19 protein-coding genes are annotated in these 16128 nt (G+C 61.7%); 11 read left to right on the top strand and 8 right to left on the bottom strand.

The features are described 5' to 3' along the window. Nucleotide 1: 1 nt before the first annotated feature. The 3 genes from Q0887_RS06640 to Q0887_RS06630 all read right to left on the bottom strand — a co-directional run bounded on the left by Q0887_RS06640 (nucleotide 2) and on the right by Q0887_RS06630 (nucleotide 2229). Nucleotides 2-748, bottom strand: coding sequence for a thioredoxin domain-containing protein (locus Q0887_RS06640; RefSeq protein WP_299193381.1), 747 nt, complete (start codon nucleotides 746-748; stop codon nucleotides 2-4). A gap of 126 nt (nucleotides 749-874) precedes the next feature. Then, complete coding sequence (locus tag Q0887_RS06635) at nucleotides 875-1663, bottom strand: thioredoxin domain-containing protein (protein ID WP_299193380.1); 789 nt, start codon at nucleotides 1661-1663, stop codon at nucleotides 875-877. Further along, nucleotides 1660-2229, bottom strand: coding sequence for a DUF721 domain-containing protein (locus Q0887_RS06630; RefSeq protein ID WP_299193379.1), 570 nt, complete (start codon nucleotides 2227-2229; stop codon nucleotides 1660-1662). Before Q0887_RS06630 ends, Q0887_RS06635 begins: the two co-directional genes overlap by 4 nt. Before the next feature lie 14 nt (nucleotides 2230-2243). Between Q0887_RS06630 and Q0887_RS06625 the strand changes: the two genes are divergently transcribed. Next, nucleotides 2244-3275: an A/G-specific adenine glycosylase gene (locus tag Q0887_RS06625; protein ID WP_299193377.1), complete on the top strand. Its 1032-nt coding sequence runs from the start codon at nucleotides 2244-2246 to the stop codon at nucleotides 3273-3275. Between the two features lie 4 nt (nucleotides 3276-3279). Here the strand turns inward: Q0887_RS06625 and Q0887_RS06620 are convergent, their stop codons facing one another. Beyond that, on the bottom strand, nucleotides 3280-3501 hold the full coding sequence (locus Q0887_RS06620) for a hypothetical protein (protein ID WP_299193375.1): 222 nt from the start codon (nucleotides 3499-3501) through the stop codon (nucleotides 3280-3282). 132 nt (nucleotides 3502-3633) lie between these two features. On the opposite strand from Q0887_RS06620, the gene Q0887_RS06615 reads away from it, so the two are divergent. The 5 genes from Q0887_RS06615 to Q0887_RS06595 are packed head-to-tail and all read left to right on the top strand — an operon-like array spanning nucleotide 3634 to nucleotide 8252. Beyond that, the gene (locus tag Q0887_RS06615) at nucleotides 3634-4962 is read left to right on the top strand and encodes a serine hydrolase domain-containing protein (protein ID WP_299193373.1); all 1329 of its coding nucleotides are present in this window, start codon (nucleotides 3634-3636) and stop codon (nucleotides 4960-4962) included. Further along, a complete protein-coding gene (gene nudC / locus Q0887_RS06610; protein WP_299193372.1) occupies nucleotides 4962-5861 on the top strand; it encodes an NAD(+) diphosphatase in 900 nt (299 codons plus the stop codon). The genes Q0887_RS06615 and nudC overlap by 1 nt, the downstream gene beginning before the upstream one ends. After that, nucleotides 5858-6547, top strand: a complete 690-nt coding sequence (locus Q0887_RS06605; RefSeq protein WP_299193370.1) for a DsbA family oxidoreductase — start codon at nucleotides 5858-5860, stop codon at nucleotides 6545-6547. The genes nudC and Q0887_RS06605 overlap by 4 nt, the downstream gene beginning before the upstream one ends. Next, nucleotides 6544-7353, top strand: a complete 810-nt coding sequence (locus Q0887_RS06600) for an SDR family oxidoreductase (RefSeq protein ID WP_299193366.1) — start codon at nucleotides 6544-6546, stop codon at nucleotides 7351-7353. Before Q0887_RS06605 ends, Q0887_RS06600 begins: the two co-directional genes overlap by 4 nt. Before the next feature lie 11 nt (nucleotides 7354-7364). Further along, complete coding sequence (locus Q0887_RS06595) at nucleotides 7365-8252, top strand: DUF1295 domain-containing protein (RefSeq protein WP_299193364.1); 888 nt, start codon at nucleotides 7365-7367, stop codon at nucleotides 8250-8252. A 16-nt stretch (nucleotides 8253-8268) separates the two neighbouring features. Here Q0887_RS06595 and Q0887_RS06590 read toward each other — a convergent pair whose 3' ends face one another. From Q0887_RS06590 to mgtE, 3 genes are all read right to left on the bottom strand, one after another. Continuing rightward, the gene (locus Q0887_RS06590) at nucleotides 8269-8757 is read right to left on the bottom strand and encodes a DUF2314 domain-containing protein (RefSeq protein WP_299193362.1); all 489 of its coding nucleotides are present in this window, start codon (nucleotides 8755-8757) and stop codon (nucleotides 8269-8271) included. Nucleotides 8758-8824: 67 nt separating this feature from the next. Beyond that, nucleotides 8825-9223 (bottom strand): DUF1489 domain-containing protein, encoded by a 399-nt coding sequence (locus Q0887_RS06585; RefSeq protein ID WP_299193360.1) that lies wholly within the window; start codon nucleotides 9221-9223, stop codon nucleotides 8825-8827. Further along, nucleotides 9223-10671: a magnesium transporter gene (gene mgtE, locus Q0887_RS06580; protein WP_299193358.1), complete on the bottom strand. Its 1449-nt coding sequence runs from the start codon at nucleotides 10669-10671 to the stop codon at nucleotides 9223-9225. Before mgtE ends, Q0887_RS06585 begins: the two co-directional genes overlap by 1 nt. A 99-nt stretch (nucleotides 10672-10770) precedes the next feature. Here mgtE and Q0887_RS06575 point away from each other — a divergent pair, with 99 nt between their 5' ends. From Q0887_RS06575 to miaB, 4 genes are read left to right on the top strand one after another with little or no spacing between them, the layout of a single operon-like run. Next, nucleotides 10771-11232, top strand: a complete 462-nt coding sequence (locus tag Q0887_RS06575) for a peptidylprolyl isomerase (protein ID WP_299193356.1) — start codon at nucleotides 10771-10773, stop codon at nucleotides 11230-11232. 6 nt (nucleotides 11233-11238) lie between these two features. Then, nucleotides 11239-11994: a TIGR02391 family protein gene (locus Q0887_RS06570; protein WP_299193354.1), complete on the top strand. Its 756-nt coding sequence runs from the start codon at nucleotides 11239-11241 to the stop codon at nucleotides 11992-11994. Beyond that, entirely contained in the window at nucleotides 11991-12911 is a 921-nt protein-coding gene (locus Q0887_RS06565) for a hypothetical protein (protein WP_299193352.1), read from the top strand. The genes Q0887_RS06570 and Q0887_RS06565 overlap by 4 nt, the downstream gene beginning before the upstream one ends. A gap of 38 nt (nucleotides 12912-12949) precedes the next feature. Beyond that, nucleotides 12950-14290 (top strand): tRNA (N6-isopentenyl adenosine(37)-C2)-methylthiotransferase MiaB, encoded by a 1341-nt coding sequence (miaB, locus tag Q0887_RS06560; RefSeq protein WP_299193350.1) that lies wholly within the window; start codon nucleotides 12950-12952, stop codon nucleotides 14288-14290. 4 nt (nucleotides 14291-14294) lie between these two features. Here miaB and Q0887_RS06555 read toward each other — a convergent pair whose 3' ends face one another. Then, nucleotides 14295-14825 carry a hypothetical protein gene (locus tag Q0887_RS06555; protein ID WP_299193348.1) on the bottom strand — a complete coding sequence of 177 codons (531 nt, stop codon included), beginning with the start codon at nucleotides 14823-14825 and terminating at the stop codon, nucleotides 14295-14297. Between the two features lie 149 nt (nucleotides 14826-14974). Between Q0887_RS06555 and Q0887_RS06550 the strand changes: the two genes are divergently transcribed. Then, entirely contained in the window at nucleotides 14975-16036 is a 1062-nt protein-coding gene (locus Q0887_RS06550; protein WP_299193346.1) for a PhoH family protein, read from the top strand. The last annotated feature ends 92 nt before the right edge of the window (nucleotides 16037-16128 follow it).

The raw sequence follows: 16128 nt of genomic DNA, 5'->3' as shown, positions 1-16128 counted from the left end.
ATTATTCGCTGCGAGCACCGGCGCGTTGCAGCACGCCTTCAATTTCACGCCACTGATTCACATCGAGCCTGCGCCCGTTGAGAAGGAAGGCCGGAGTGGCATTGATGTTCAGTTCCGACGCCTGCTCGCTCGAATTGTTGGCAATCGTTTCGATGGTTTCCGTGTCGGTCAGGCAAGCGAGTTGCTGATCCGCCGAAAGCCCGCGTGCGGCGAAGAAGTCGATCAGGCCAGCAGCCTGTGCGATGCCGACAAAGCGCTCTTCCAGCGGCGCTTCGCCTGCGGCCTGATAGGCAGCGCCGTTCTGGTTGACCGCGGCAAAGGTCGCTTCGAGATTGCCCCATGCCTGATCCGACAGCGGCTGCATGTTTTCTTTCGCACCGCAGCGCACCAGAGTGGCGATGGTGAGGTCGATCGGGTCGCGCACGAGGTTGCGCTGCTCAAAGCTCACAACGCCGGTTGCAACGAATTCCTTGATCCCAGGCTTGGCCTGAGCGGAGAAATTCGCGCAGGCACCGCAAGTGTGCGAGGCGTACTCGACCAGTTTGAGCGGCGCATCGGGGTTGCCGAGGACATAGCCGTCTTCTTCGCTGATCGTGACAGTCTCGCCCCAATTGGTGCCTTCGGGTGCGGCGATTGGTGCGATCACGTCGCCATCCTCGACATCGCCTGACCCGCCACCGCATGCGGCAAGGGCGAGCGCCAAGGGCGCGGCGAGCGAGAGTTTGAGCAAAGTGCGGGTCGATTTCATCTCGGGCTGATCCTTTGATCGAAGTTGTGCAAACTATACGGATGCTCCGGAGGAGCGGAAGCGGTTAAGCATGCGGGATTGTGCAAAAATGGAGGTGTCCTGTGGATATAGCCCACTCGGCGGCGCTTAAAAGCTCGAATCCTGTTCCCTTTCGGGACGGAAGCGTTCGCTGAGCACCGGGTAGAGCGCCGCCCAATTGTGCACGCCAGTGAGCAATTCACCGTCGAGCGCGAAGCTGGGCGTGCCTGCGACGCCGAAGTCGCTGCTATCCGCGCGGCCATTTCGCAGCAGCGCCAGCGCGGCCTCATCATCGGAAAGACAGGTGCGGATATCGGCCATTGACGCACCGCGCTCTGCCAGCATGTCATCCAGATCGAGCGCCTGCGCCATATTGAGCCGAGCCGCACGGTCGCCGCGCGCCCAGATTTGTTGCTGCGCGGCCGGAGCCGAGCGGGCTTTGTCGAGCCAGCTTTCCTGCCGCATCAGATAGAGCCGGTGGCTGTCCTTGAAGCTGTCTGCTCCGCCGCATTGAACCAGCAGAGACACAGTGAGGTCGATGGCGTTGCGGATCACGGGGCGCACTTCGACATTCATATGGCCGGGCGCGAGCAGTGCGAGGTCCAGCGCACCTTCGCCCTCGCGGGCAAAGGTGGCGCAGTGGCCGCAAGTGTAGCTGATGAACTCGATCAGGCTCGCCTCTGCATCGGGGTTGCCGATGCGAAAGCCGCGCTCGGTGCGCTCAACCTCGGCATGCCACGCCGCGCGCCGACCGCTGCCGACAAAGGCGCTGGGGGCATCGCGCAGCTGGTCTTGCGAGCTTGATTGCGAGCCGGATTGCGCCGACGCAGGGGTGAGGGCGAGCGCACCGATGGCCGTGCCAAATAGCAGGGGCGCTCCCCAAAAAGCTGTCTTCACGTGTCGTCTTCTTTCTTTCCATCGTCAAAGCTGCGGGCGAGCGATTCGAGCACGGTGCGCAGTTCGGGATCGCCAATATCGCGCAAGCTGTCACCCAGTTCCATCGGAATGGGCTTCAGCGAAGGCGGCGGTTTGGGCTTCGCTTCAGCAGTTGGCGGCTTAACCTTACCTTGCCGGATTTTTGCCCGCGCGACGGCATTGTAGCCAAAGAAGCGGTTCACCCGCTCGATGATCTCGGGCAGCACTTGCTGGATCAGCGGCGCATGGGCGGGCGCGACGACCAGTTGCAATATGCCTTCGGATTTCTCGCCCGGCGGGAAACGGATCGCTTCGGGTGAGCAGACCCGCGCATGTTTGGGGCCAACAATTTCGGGCCAGCGCGTGACGACCGAGCTTTGGACAAAGCCGAAGCGGCGAAAGGCCGTGCGCCCGATTTCGGGCATGAGATCGCCGATCGCCTTGGCGCCGCGGCCGCGCGGACGCTCATAGGGCTTGGCCAGCTTGCGCGGGCGTGGCTGCTTGCCTTTTGGTTTGTCGGTGTCACTTCCCATGTCGCCCTGTGCCATGCCATAGGCCCCGCGTGACCGCCAGCTTAGCCGACAAACTTCTCGACTGGTATGCGAGCCATGCGCGGGCCTTGCCGTGGCGCAATCCGCCCTGCATGCCTGCGCCGAACGACGATGCGTGGCCCTATCGCGTGTGGCTATCCGAAGTGATGCTGCAGCAGACGACCGTCGCGGCGGTGAAGCCCTACTTTGAAAAATTCACCGCGCGCTGGCCGAGCGTGTTCGATCTTGCCGCAGCGGGTGAGGACGAGGTGATGGCCGCTTGGGCGGGGCTGGGCTACTATTCGCGCGCCCGCAATCTGGTGAAGTGCGCAGCCGAAGTGGCGGCGCGCGGCGGCTTTCCCAAGACCGAAGCAGAGCTGCGCGAGTTACCGGGGCTGGGTGCTTATACCGCCGCCGCAATAGCTGCGATTGCCTTTGGGGAGCGGGCAGTGGTGGTCGATGCCAATGTCGAGCGGGTGGTCTCGCGGCTGTTCGCGATCACCGAGCCGCTTCCCAAAGCGCGCAAGGCGATCCGCGAGCGGGCTGACACAATCACGCCGGACAAACGCGCGGGTGACTTCGCGCAGGCGATGATGGATCTCGGCTCGCAAATCTGCACCAGCAAGGCTCCCAAATGCCTGCTCTGCCCGCTGTCCGACCAATGCGAGGGACGCAAAGCGGGCGAACCCGAACGCTTGCCCGTCAAAGCTCCCAAGAAGGCAAAGCCCGAGCGGCGCGGGACAGCGTTCTGGATTGAGATGGAAGAGAAGGTCTGGCTCGTCACGCGCCCCGGCACAGGCATGCTCGGCGGGATGCGCGCGCTGCCTGATGACGGCTGGAGCGCGCAGGCGGATGGCACTGGCGCAGCTCCGCTGTCAGGCGAGCGCGAGGCGCTGGGCGCGGTGCGGCACACGTTCACCCATGCGCATCTCACGATGGACGTGGTGCGGATTGCGAGCGCAGATGCTCCGATGGGCGAGGGCGAGTGGTGGCCGGTCAGCGAGATCGGAGAGGCGGGGCTACCAACCTTATTCGCCAAGGCCGCGCGGCTCGCGCTGGCTTAAGAGATCAAAATGTCCCGCCGGTAATCGCCAGCCTGAGCACGATCACCAGAATCACGAACAGGTTGAGATTGCGTCCGCCATTCGAGGAAGACAGCGCGCCGATACCGGCACCGATCACCGCGACAGGAAGCACGATCCACAGGCCAAGGCCGAGGATCGGCAGCTGGAGCGGGATTGCGAGGATCAGGCACACAAGTCCGATCAGCCAAGAGAGTATATTGAACATGTGTGTTATATGGGCAATACACTACAACATTTCAAGACCCGTCAGAACTAGTCTCATTTAACCACGCAATTGACGGTTCAGCTCTGCTCCCCCACAAACGCGCGCAAAGACATTCCCTCGGAGAGATTCCCAATGGCCTATCGCACTTTCGACGAACCCGCCCTTTCGCCCCAGCTCAGCCGCCGCTCGCTGTTTCGCGGCGGGGCCTATGCCGCTGGCGTGGCTGCGCTCGCTTCGCTTCCTTTCGGGCGTCAGCTGCTTGCGCATGATGTCAGCGAAAGCTGGCCCAATGTCGCCGCGATGGCGCAGAAATATGTGTCGGAGCGCAAGGTCGCGAACCTGCTGCTCTCCTTCGGCTGGGGTCAGAACGACATGGCCCACACAGTCGGCGGCGGAACGCTGGGTCTTTCCAGCGAAACGCCGGTGGACATGGACACGCTCTATCGCATCTATTCAATGTCGAAGCCGATTACCGGCATGGCGATCATGATGCTGATCGACGATGGTCTGTTGACACTCGACCAGCCGCTTTACGATGTGATTCCCGCCTTCCGCGACACGCAGGTTCTGGTCGATCCGGAAGGATCGCTGAACGACACCGTGCCTGCCGAGCGTCCGATCACACTCCGCCAGCTGCTGACCCACACGTCCGGCCTTGGCTATTCGATCATCAGCAAGGGGCCGCTGCTCGATGCCTATAACGAAAATGGCATCGTGGGCGGCCGGGTCAGCCGCAATCCGATCCCCGGCTTCCCTCCGGTCACGCCTGCGCCGGGCCTAGAGGTCTGGACAGACAGGCTTGCCAGCCTGCCGCTGATGTATCAGCCCGCGACCAAGTGGAGCTATTCGTGCAGCATCGACTTGCTCGGCCGCGTGGTCGAGGTCGCAAGCGGCATGGAATTCGAAGCCTTCCTCAAATCGCGTCTGTTCGATCCGCTGGGCATGGACAGCACCTGGATGACCGTGCCGGAGGGCGAAGGCGCGCGCCTGACCGACAATTACGGCATTCTGTTCGGCAATCCGCTGCCGATCGATCCCGCGAACAATTCGATCTATTTCGACGCACCAAAAGTGCCCTCGGGCGGCGGCGGATTGATCTCTACGCCGCGCGATTATGACCGCTTCCTGCGGATGCTGCTCGGCTACGGCATGCTCGGCAATGAGCGGGTGATGAGCGAAGAAGCGGTGCGCGTCGGCGTCTCCAACCTGATCCCCGATACGGTCGATCTCACCGGATCATGGGTCGATGGTCAGGGCCACGGTGCGGGTGGACGTTCGCATAATGGCCGGTTCGGCTGGGGCGGTGCCGCCGGAACTTTGGCCGCCGCAGACTACAATTTGGGCCTGCGCGCCTGTTTGTGGACGCAATATATGCCCACCGATGCCTTCCCGATCCGCGATGAATTCTTCGCCGCGATGGAGGCTGATCTGACCGGTATGCATCAGAGCCACGCCGCCTGATGCTTAGCCCGCCCAATGCTGGACCGATTGCCTTTTCAGGCTCGCCGCTAGACCGCGCAGACAATCTGCGTGCCGATCCGGATGCGCTTGCGGGGCTGATGAACTGGAAGGCGCGGCTGCTGGCGCTCGACGAGATGATGCCCGATCTGGATGACACGGGCCGTCTGGCCTGGGGCACGCTCGCCGATGCGCCAGAGGATGCGGAGCTTGTCTTCCTCGGGATTGATCGCAGCGACGGGGGTGAGAAGGCCTGTTTTGCGGCAGTGCCCAAAGAGGGTGATGCTAAGCCGCGCATGGCTAATCCGCGGCTCTGGTCGCTGATGGCGACGCTCGATCCGGGCGACCTTGCGCTTTACGGCGGCGCGCGCAGCCTGATCGACTGGCACGCGCGGCACCGCCACTGTGCGGCGTGCGGCGGTGACACGCATATCGCCAAAGGCGGCTGGCAGCGCGATTGCGGATCGTGCGATGCGCAACATTTCCCGCGCACCGATCCGGTCACAATCATGCTCGCCGAATATGAAGGCCGCTTGATGCTGGGCCGAGGGAAGGGCTGGCCGGAGGGGGCATTCTCTGCACTCGCAGGCTTTGTCGAACCGGGCGAGACCATCGAGGAAGCCGTGGCGCGCGAAGTGTTCGAGGAATCGGGTGTGCGGGTCCGCGACGTTTCCTATGTCGCCAGCCAGCCATGGCCATTCCCGAGCCAGCTGATGATCGGTTGCCACAGCTATGCCGACGATGATGCGCTGGTAATCGACGAGACCGAGATGGCGGAAATCCGCTGGTTCACCCGTCACGAGGTTGTTGCCTCGCTCGCCGGAGACGGCCCGTTCCGCGCGCCGCCACCGCATGCGATTGCAAGCAATTTGATGAAATGGTGGTTGGAGAAGACCGCATGAGCGCTCACGACAAGCTTACCATCGACATATACTCTGACGTCGTGTGCCCGTGGTGCGCGATTGGATACGGCCAATTGACTAAGGCTCTGGGCGAACTCGAAGGCGAAATCGAAGCCGAAGTGCGCTGGCGTCCGTTCGAACTCAACCCCGACATGCCAGCCGAGGGTGAGGGGCAGGAAGCGCATCTGGCTCGCAAATATGGCCGCTCTGCCGAAGAGGGCGCGAAAGTGCGCGGGCAGATGAAGCTGGTTGCCGAGAATGCAGGCGTTTCGCTTTCGTATGAGGGCAGCGAGGAAGCGCCGCCTGCGATGATGTGGAACACCCGCGATTGTCACAAGCTGCTGGGCTTCGCGCTCGAACAAGCGGGACCGCAGGTGCAGACGCAGCTCAAGCTTGCCCTGTTCAAGGCGCATTTCAATCAGCGCCAATCGCTCGCTGACCGCGAAGGTCTGCTCGACATCGCCGCCAGTGTTGGTCTCCATCGTGAAGCTGCGCGCACCGCGCTGGACGATGCCGATCTGGAAGCGCGCGTCGAAGCCGAAGAGCGGCAGGCGTGGGACCTCAACATCTCCGGCGTTCCGGCCATGATCATCAACGGCAAATTCATGGTACCGGGCGCGCAAGGGCCGGAAACCTATGTCAACGTGCTGCGCCGCGTGGCCGAGAAGAGCCGGGCCGCCCAGTGATAGACTTCGCGCCCCGGACAGCGGTGATAACCGGCGGGGCGAGCGGGATTGGACTCGCGCTGGCGAAAAGGCTCGCAGGGCAGGGCGTCGAGGTGCTTGTCGGCGATTTGCCAGGAGAGCGGCTAGAGGCGGCCGAGCGAATTGCGAACATCTCCACCCTGGCCTGTGACGTATCAGACCTCGCGCAAGTCGAGGCGCTGGCCGAGGCGGCTGGCGAGCAGTTCGAGGCCATCGACCTCGTGCTGAACAATGCGGGCCAAGGCGGCGTTCATGGCAAGCTGTGGGAAGTCGACCCCGAAGAAGCCCGCGCGCATTTCGACGTCAATTTCTGGGGTATCTGGAACGGCTGCCGCGCCTTCGCACCGCGCCTTGTCGCGCAGGAAAGCCCCAGCGCGATCTACAATACTGGCAGCGAGAACAGCTGGTTCTGCGCGGTGCGCCAGACGGCGGCCTATATCGCGGCCAAACACGCAGTTCTGGGCATGACCGAGAGCCTGCGCGGCGACCTGCCGCCGCATGTCCATGCAGGCCTGATCGTGCCCGGCTGGGTCTTCACCCCGCTTGGCCCCGAACAGTTCATGAAATTCGGAATGGATGTCGAAAATTACGTCGATATCGTCCTGCCGCAAATCCTTTCGCGCCGCCGCTTCGTAGTTAGTCACGGATACAACGAAGTGCGCATTGCAGAGCGGATGGGCGCGCTGCATGAAAGCTATGCCGAATTTGCCAATCCGGCCGAAAAGGACGCGGTTCACGACGTCCAACTTGTGATGGCGCAGCTGCGAGAGGCAGCGAAGACAAAGTAGGGGAATTCAAGATGGGCAAGTCAGCAAAGAGCCTGATGGTGGCCGCGATTGTTACGATAATCGCGCTCGCCTTCGCATATTTCGCAGGGGCAAACAGTGTCGAATTGCTGGGCTATTCGGCGATGTATGTCTGCGGCTGGATCGCGCTGCTGGTGAACTGGCTCGCCTTCATTCCCGCCGCCGCTGCGCAGTCGGACAAGTTCTATGACACGACCGGCGCGCTCACTTACATCACGGTGACCGCGGTTGCCTGCTACGCAGCAATCGGCGCGCATGGCGAGCTGGATATGCGAGCCCTCGCGGTCGCGGCGATGGTCGCGATCTGGTGCATCCGGCTCGGCTCATTCCTGTTCATGCGCATCCACGCGATGGGCGGGACCGACAGCCGCTTCGAGAAGATCAAAGTGAACCCGCCGCGCTTTCTGGTCGCGTGGACCTTGCAAGCCCTGTGGGTGATCCTGACCGCCTCTGCCGCCATCGCAATCATCACCTCGAGCACTCAGGTGCCGATTGATATCTGGTTCTGGGTTGGCGCGGCAGTGTGGGTGTTCGGCTTTGCCTTCGAAGCCGTGGCCGACGCGCAAAAGAGCCAGTTCAAGGACGATCCCGCCAATTCAGGCAAGTTCATCAATGTCGGCCTGTGGAAGTGGAGCCGCCACCCGAATTACTTCGGAGAGATCACGCTGTGGACCGGCATTCTGATCATCGCGGTGCCGGTGCTGTCAGGCCTGTCCTGGCTGGTCGTGATCTCGCCTGTCTTCGTCTACCTGCTGCTCACCCGCATCAGCGGCGTGAACCTGCAAAACGCACAAGCGAAAGAGCGCTGGGGCGATGATCCGGCCTATCAGGAATACCGCAAGAACACGCCCGCGCTGATCCCGATGCCGCCGAAAGGGTAAGCGAAATTATCGCTGACTAGCGCTTCCAGCCGAAACTTTCCGCAATCGCAGCCGCCATTTGCGGGTCGATCCGGCTGAGCAATACGCGCGTTGTGTGCTGGCCGCGCATGACGCCGTCCGCATCCATCCACGCCCAGTCGGAAACTTCCGATAACGGGACGCGGACCCGCTCGTTTTGCTTCCATTCTTCCTGCATCGGCACATTGCTGAGCCGGCCGGTCAGATAGTCGCCATCGCGCCTGACATCGTGAACCCAGATATGCTCCCACCCGCCCAGCGGAAACTTGAACCCGATCTGCGACACGCCTCTGGGCGGATCGGCAAGCATTGCGAGAAAGTCGGGTAAAGTCTGCTGTGCCGTTTCGATGGCCGCGTTCATTTCCGGATCGCTGGATTCGACCCGCTCCACATCGTCGCGCTCGCTTGTCACGGGCTGCGCGAAGGCAGGATTTGCAGTCAAGGCTAGGGCGAGTGCCGCAAAGGCGGCGAGGATGTGAATTCGCATCCAGCGAGTTTATGTGGCCGGTTTCAAGCTGACAACCGCATTTTCGGATGCGGCAGCACGCTCAGGTCTAAACCAGTCCCAGCCGTTCCAGCTTCGCAGCCAGTTTGCCGGGCAGGGCATCGCCGATATCCTCACCCGGAGCGACATCGCGCGGGGCTTTGTCCTCTGCGAGATAGCGCCAGCCCTGATGCGCGCGCTTGCGCTGTTGGTGGACGCGGACCAGCTCGGGCTTCAGGTTGATGTGCCAGCGCCCCTCGGCGGTTTCGGTGAAGCTGAGGATTTCCGAGCGCGCCACCAGCGCATGGTTCAAGATCCAGTAGAGCGAGCCGCCCACCATCTCCTCGTGCCGCTTGGGCCGGTATTTGGTGGTGAGGCGTTTAGGCTCGGTCGCGCCTTCGACATACCAGCTGGCGAGGTCTTCATAGCTCTTCGCGCCGAACGCGATCTTGGTCATGTGAAGCGGCATCAGAGCGGTGCAAGCCCCGCTGCGACGGCCAGTCCGAGGAAGGCGAAGAAGCCCATCGAGTCAGTGATCATGGTCACGAATACGGAGGAGGCCAGCGCGGGGTCCTGATCGAGCCGCTCGAACGCGACCGGCACCAGCACGCCCGCAAGGCCCGCCACCGCGATGTTGATAATCATGGCGAGCGCGATCACCGCGCCCATCTCCGGCGAGAACAGAAGCGCCGCTGCTATCCCGATCAGCACCGCTATCGTCGCGCCGTTGAGCACCGCCACGCGCAGCTCGCGCCAGACGATCCGCCAGGTGTTGGCGCGGGTCAGCTGGTTGGTTGCAATCGCGCGCACCGCGACTGCCATGGTCTGCGTGCCCGCATTGCCGCCAATGCTCGCGACAATCGGCATCAGCACGGCGAGCGCGACCAGTTCCTCGATCGCCGCTCCGAAAAACGCGATGATCGCAGAGGCCACAACCGCTGTGCCGAGATTGGCGACCAGCCAGCGCACGCGGCTGGAGTAAGCCTCGCGGATCGGCTCGTTAATGTCACCGTCGCCTGCGCCCGATAGCAGCAGCGCATCCTCGCCCGCTTCTTCGGAGATGATGTGGACGATATCATCGACCGTCATCTGCCCGACCAGCCGCCCGCTATCATCTACCACAGCGGCAGAGATCAGCGCGTATTTCTGGAACATCAGTGCGACCTCTTCCTGATCCATCGTCACCGGGATCAGCGTCTGGTCGCGCTTCATCACGTCGGTCAGTTTAACCGAGCGCGGGGTGGTGAGGATCCAGTTGAGCGCGCATGTGCCCACCGGATGATGCGAGGAATCGACCACAAAGACCTCGAAGAAATCATGCGTCAGATCGCCCTCGATCCGCAGATAATCGATCAGATCGCCCACGGTCATATGCTCGGGCACCGCCATCGTGTGGCGGTTCATCAGACGCCCGGCGGTCTCCTCCGGATAGGACAGCGCGCTTTCAACCGCGGCCTGCGTCTCCGGCTCCAGCTCGGCGATGATTGCCTTCTGGTCGTCTTCGTCGAGATCCTCGAGAAGCTGGACCGCATCGTCGGTTTCGAGCTGTTCGGTGATGGTCGCGACGTCTTCTGGCGTCAGCGCTTCCATCATCAATTCGCGCACGTGATCGTTGAGTTCCGCGACCACTTCGGGGCTCATCAGGTCGGTGATGGCGGCCGCGAAAGTTTCACGGTCGTCGGTGTTCACCAGCTCGATAAGGTCGGCAATGTCGGCGGGGTGGAGCGGCTCCACGAGGTCATAGACCGCGCCCTTGTCACCGGCCTCCAGCGCGGCGCGCACATCGCGGACATATTCGGGTTTCAGCCGGTTTTCCTCGTCATGCCGCTCGTCATCCACCCGGTCATCGGGGCGCACTTCGTCCTCAAGCGCGTCGAGGGTGATGGTTTCATCATCTAGAGCAGCGGGATCGACCATGAGAAGCGGTCTAGGCAGGGGTGCACGAAAAGCAAGGTGGAGGGTGACACCCGCTCACAATTCTCTATATCGCTCGGCCAAACATCAGGAGAATTTCAAATGGCCGACAAGCTCACTTTCACGCTCGACACCGGAGATGGCGAGGGCAAGGACGTAGTCATCAAACTGCGCCCCGATCTGGCCCCCGGCCACGTCGCGCGGATTTCGGAGCTTGCCAGCGAAGGCTTTTACGATGGCGTGGTGTTCCACCGCGTGATCCCGGGCTTCATGGCGCAGGGCGGCGACCCGACCGGCACCGGGATGGGCGGCAGCGAAAAGCCTGACCTCAAGGCCGAGTTCAACGCCGAGCCGCATGTCGAAGGCACCTGCTCGATGGCCCGCTCGCAAATGCCCGACAGCGCGAACTCGCAATTCTTCATCTGCTTCGAAGATGCCCACTTCCTCGACGGCCAATACACCGTCTGGGGCCAGGTCGAGAGCGGCATGGAACACGTCCACGCTCTGCCGAAGGGCGAGCCGCCGCAGGCACCGGGCAAGATTGTCAAGGCGAGCGTAGGGTAAGTAGTCGTGCCAAATCAGTCGGCTCAGTTCTTGGCACTAATCTCCGAGCATGGTCGTAAACTGATCCAGCTTGCAGGGATGGCAATACGCAATCCCGAAGACTATGGCGCTGAGCTGACGAGAAATGCGCTTCGCGACGCGATGTCGAATCATCTGGGCGCAATTAGAGCGGCTCTACCTCAGGAATTCCCTAATAGCCGCATAGACGACTTAGGCCGTCATATATATTTCTGCGAACAGAATGACTGGTTCGATATCGTCCTGCACGACGTGCCTGACCTTCTGGCAAAGGCTGAGATGTTCGCCAAGGAAATGCAAGTAACTGATGCTGGTTCGTTCGATCGGTTTTTGCATCCTGAATTTAGGGCACGTGTCGAGCTTGCTGAGCAAGCTGACCAACCTAATTATCACGATTTGATTGTGGCTTGCTGTACCGCACTTGCGACCCAATTTACTCGAAAGTCCGGCGCGGAAAACGACAGCGATGGAGAGATTGGTCGAGTTTTCTCACCCAATGAGCCCGTTCTTATGGTGCCTAGTGATCTCGACAATGAGACTAATCGAAATCGGCAGCGAGGAGCCCTTTTGCTCATGCAAGGTTGGAGAGCATTTGTACGAAATCCTCATGCACATGGCGAGCAACCATACGATGAAGAATATGCCGTTCATGTGCTCATGCTAATGTCATTTCTTGGCCGAATCCTCGACGGTTCGACGGTCGTTGGCGAGGACATCAACGGAGCGAATGCGAACAACCAATGATTGCTCCACGTAAGATTGCAATCATTCTTCTCCTCACCCTTTCCGCCTGCGCGACATATCCCGACATTTCGCAATCGCGCTCGCCGTGCCGGTCGGAGGCCGGGGGGTGGTGTGCGTTTGTTGGCGATGCGGCACAGGATGCGTTTCCCTATGCGGTTGCGGCGACGCAGGCCTATACGGGCGACAATGATCTCTATGCGTGGCCGCTGCCGATGCTGGAGCCGCTTGAGAAAACACCGATCCCTGACGACGCGGCGGAAAAAGGCTTTGGCTATGAGCTGTTCGAGCAGTTTGCGCACGACCAATATGATCCGACACGCAAGCCTATCGCCCGCATTCTCGCCTTTCGCGGGACCGATTTCGACGGGTTCAGCGATATATTCTACGGCACGCTTCGCAGCGACCAGATCGAACTCGCGCTCGCCGCGTTCGAGACCGAAAGCGCGCGGTTTGATGATGACATTCCGTGGATCGTGACCGGTCACTCGCTCGGCGGGGCGCTGGCAACCGAAGTCTCGATCCAGAACCCCGAAGTGCGCGCCTATATGTTCAACACCTCGCCCTTTTACGGCGGCGACGGCATGACCAATGACACGCAGCGCACCGTCTTCAACGAACGCGGAGAGGTCTTGCGCCGCTTTGCCCGCTATGACGCAGCGCCCGCTGCCGAGGTCTTCACGATCAATTGCGGCCCGCAAAACGGCACTTTCACCAAACACCGCATTCGCCTGCTCGCCGATTGCATCACCTGGATCGCCGCCTATCGCAGCAAGGATGCGCATGCGATGGTGGCCGCGCAGGGCATTTCCAAGCCGATGGTCGAATGCGGCCCGGCCGGCAAGGTCCATCCCGGCCCCGGTTTCCGCCAGCTGGAGCCGTGTGTGCATCAGGGGCGGCGGCCTCGCGATGACGGGTGATTGAACCCCAACCAATTCACCGCTAAACGCGCCCCTCCATGAAACCCACCACTCCCCCCAAGACCTACAGGGTCAAGAGCTTCGGCTGCCAGATGAACGTCTATGATGGCGAGCGTATGGGCGAGCTGCTGGCGGAGAAGGGCATCACGCCCGCGCCTGAGGGTGAGGATGCCGATCTGGTGGTGCTCAACACCTGCCATATCCGCGAGAAAGCAGCGGAGAAGATCTACTCCGACATTGGCCGTCTGACCAAAGGCAAGACGCAGGAAAAGGCACCGATGATCGCGGTCGCCGGCTGCGTCGCGCAGGCCGAGGGCGAAGAGATCATGACCCGCGCTCCTGCGGTCTCCATGGTGGTCGGCCCGCAGGCCTATCACCGGCTTCCCGAGATGCTGGACAGAGCGGTGAAGGGCGAGCGCGCGACCGACACCGACATGCCCGCAATTGCGAAATTTGACTCGCTGCCAAAGCGCAAGCGGCGCTCTCCCACAGCCTTCCTCACCGTGCAGGAAGGGTGCGACAAGTTCTGCACCTATTGCGTGGTGCCCTATACGCGCGGCGCTGAAATATCGCGGCCTTACAGCGATTTGTTGGACGAAGCTCGCAAGCTGATCGAAGCCGGTGCGCGCGAGATCACGCTGCTGGGCCAGAACGTGAATGCATGGCGCGGCGAGGATGACAAGGGGCGCGTCGCAGGGCTGGGCCAGCTGATCCACGCGCTTGCAAAACTCGATGGGCTGGAGCGCATCCGCTACACAACCAGCCACCCCAACGACATGGACGACGCGCTGATCGCCGCGCATGGCGAGGTCGAGCAGCTGATGCCTTACCTCCATTTGCCGGTGCAATCGGGCAATGACCGCGTGCTGAAAGCGATGAACCGCTCGCACAATGCAGAGAGCTATCTCAAACTGCTCGAACGGTTCCGCGATGTGCGCCCCGATATCGCGCTGTCAGGCGACTTTATCGTCGGCTTCCCCGGTGAGACAGAGGCGGAGTTCGAGGACACGCTCAGCATCGTGGACGAGGTCCGCTACGCGCAGGCCTACAGCTTCAAATATTCCCCGCGCCCCGGCACGCCCGCCGCGAGCATGGACAACCAGATCGCCAAAGAGGTGATGGACGAACGCCTCCAGCGCCTGCAGGAACGGATCAACCGCGACCAACTCGCCTTCAACGCCGCCAGCGTCGGCAAAAGCTGCAAGGTCCTCGTCGAGCGCAAGGGCAAGCATGAAGGCCAATGGCTGGGCAAATCGCCATGGCTGCAAAGCGTGTGGTTCAATGACGAGGCGGCAATCGGCGATATGGTCGAATGCGACCTCGTCGAAGCGGGCGGAAACTCGCTGATGGGCGTCGTGAAAAGCCGCGCCGACGCGTGATCTCTCACATAGCGGGCTGCGCGATTATCGTCGTGTACTCATCGGAGCTTGGTTCGGCTGGAGGCATGGTCGGATTGAAGGGATAGGTCGTCCCGTCATGCGGCACTTTCATAATCGTGTATTCGAGCCCGCCGCCGCCAACCGCGACAGCAAGGTCACGCCAGCCATTGGTTTCACTATCATACAAGCCGATTGGCCATTTGGTCACCGAGAGCTTGCTTTTCGTCTCGATCCCGTCCTGCGTGATCTGAAAAATTCGAAGCGGACAGCCGCCGCTTCCGCACACTCCCGGCCCGACAATAGAAACGAGCCACTCATCCTGCCCGTCATTGTTCAGGTCAGCATGACCGGATCGAAATGTAAGCGTCTCGACCCCTTCGAATTCCGTCCGGACGAGACTTGCGATTGCCTGAGGTAGTTCAGGCTCTGTCGCCTCGTCGGCCAATTCTGGAGTGACAGGCGCTTGCTCCGGCTCTTGGCTGCAAGCGTTGAGAAGAGGCAAGGCGATGAGAGCAAGCAGCAGGTTTCGGGTCATGCGCAAAGACTAGACCTGTCACTGAAAGGTTTCAATCAGACCACAATCCCCAGCCACGCAGCCCTACCGAACTTGCCATAACGCGGTGGAAGCCTAACCTTCCGACTCGGTGGTGACGCCCTTTCCCGGGGCCAGACGCAAAGGAATTTATGGGCCGCAAAGCACACAAGCCGAAGCATGAGGGCGCGATTGATCCCGCTGCCCTTCCCGAAGCGATCAACGATGTTTCGGGCAATCCCGCTGAAGTCACGCGCGCGCAGGTCGAGCTGAGTTTTGAAAACCAGTCGCTGCTGAACGCGCTGTTCGGACAATTCGATGCCAATCTGGTTCAGGTCGAAAACCGGCTGGGCGTCTATATCCATGCGCGCGGCGACCAGATCCTGATCGAGGGGCCGGAGGATGCCGTGGCGCGGGCGCGCGAGACGCTCAACACCATGTATGACCGGCTTGCGCAGGGGCAGGACCTCGACAGCGGGGCGATCGAATCGCTGATCGCAATGTCGAACGAGCCGACTTTGGAGGGGATTATCAGCGGCGAGAAGGAAGAGCCGCCGATCATGATCCGCACGCGGCGCAAGACGATTGTGCCGCGCTCGGCCACCCAGATCACCTATATGCGCAGCCTTGTGCGCGACGATATCATCTTCGCGCTGGGTCCGGCGGGGACGGGCAAGACCTATCTCGCGGTCGCGCAGGCGGTCAGCCAGTTGATGACCGGCAGCGTCCAGCGCCTGATCCTCTCGCGTCCGGCAGTGGAGGCAGGGGAGAAGCTCGGCTTTCTGCCCGGCGATATGAAGGACAAGGTCGATCCCTATCTGCGCCCGCTCTACGACGCGCTCTATGATTGCATGCCGCCCGAGCAGGTCGAGCGGCGGATCGAAAGCGGCGAGATCGAGATCGCTCCGATTGCCTTTATGCGCGGTCGCACACTCGCTGACGCTTTTGTGATTCTCGACGAAGCGCAAAACACGACGCGCGAGCAGATGAAGATGTTCCTCACCCGTTTTGGCCAGAACAGCCGGATGGTGATTTGCGGCGATCCGCGCCAGGTCGACATTCCCGGCGGCGACCGGATGAGCGGGCTTGCCGATGCAGTGGACAAGCTGGAACATGTCGACGGCTTCGGCACCATCCGCTTCACCGCCGCCGACGTGGTCCGCCACCCGATCGTAGGGCGGATTGTTGAGGCCTATGAGGGGCCGGACGCCTAGGGCTGCTATTCTTGCGGTTGCGGGGGTGGGCGGACGGGCGGTTTGCGACCCATTTGCGGACATAGCCCAGTCGGTCCATAGAAAGCCCACGG

It is taken from the genome of uncultured Erythrobacter sp. (assembly GCF_947492365.1).
Taxonomy (GTDB): domain Bacteria; phylum Pseudomonadota; class Alphaproteobacteria; order Sphingomonadales; family Sphingomonadaceae; genus Erythrobacter.
This window is presented reverse-complemented; position numbering and strand designations above follow the sequence as displayed.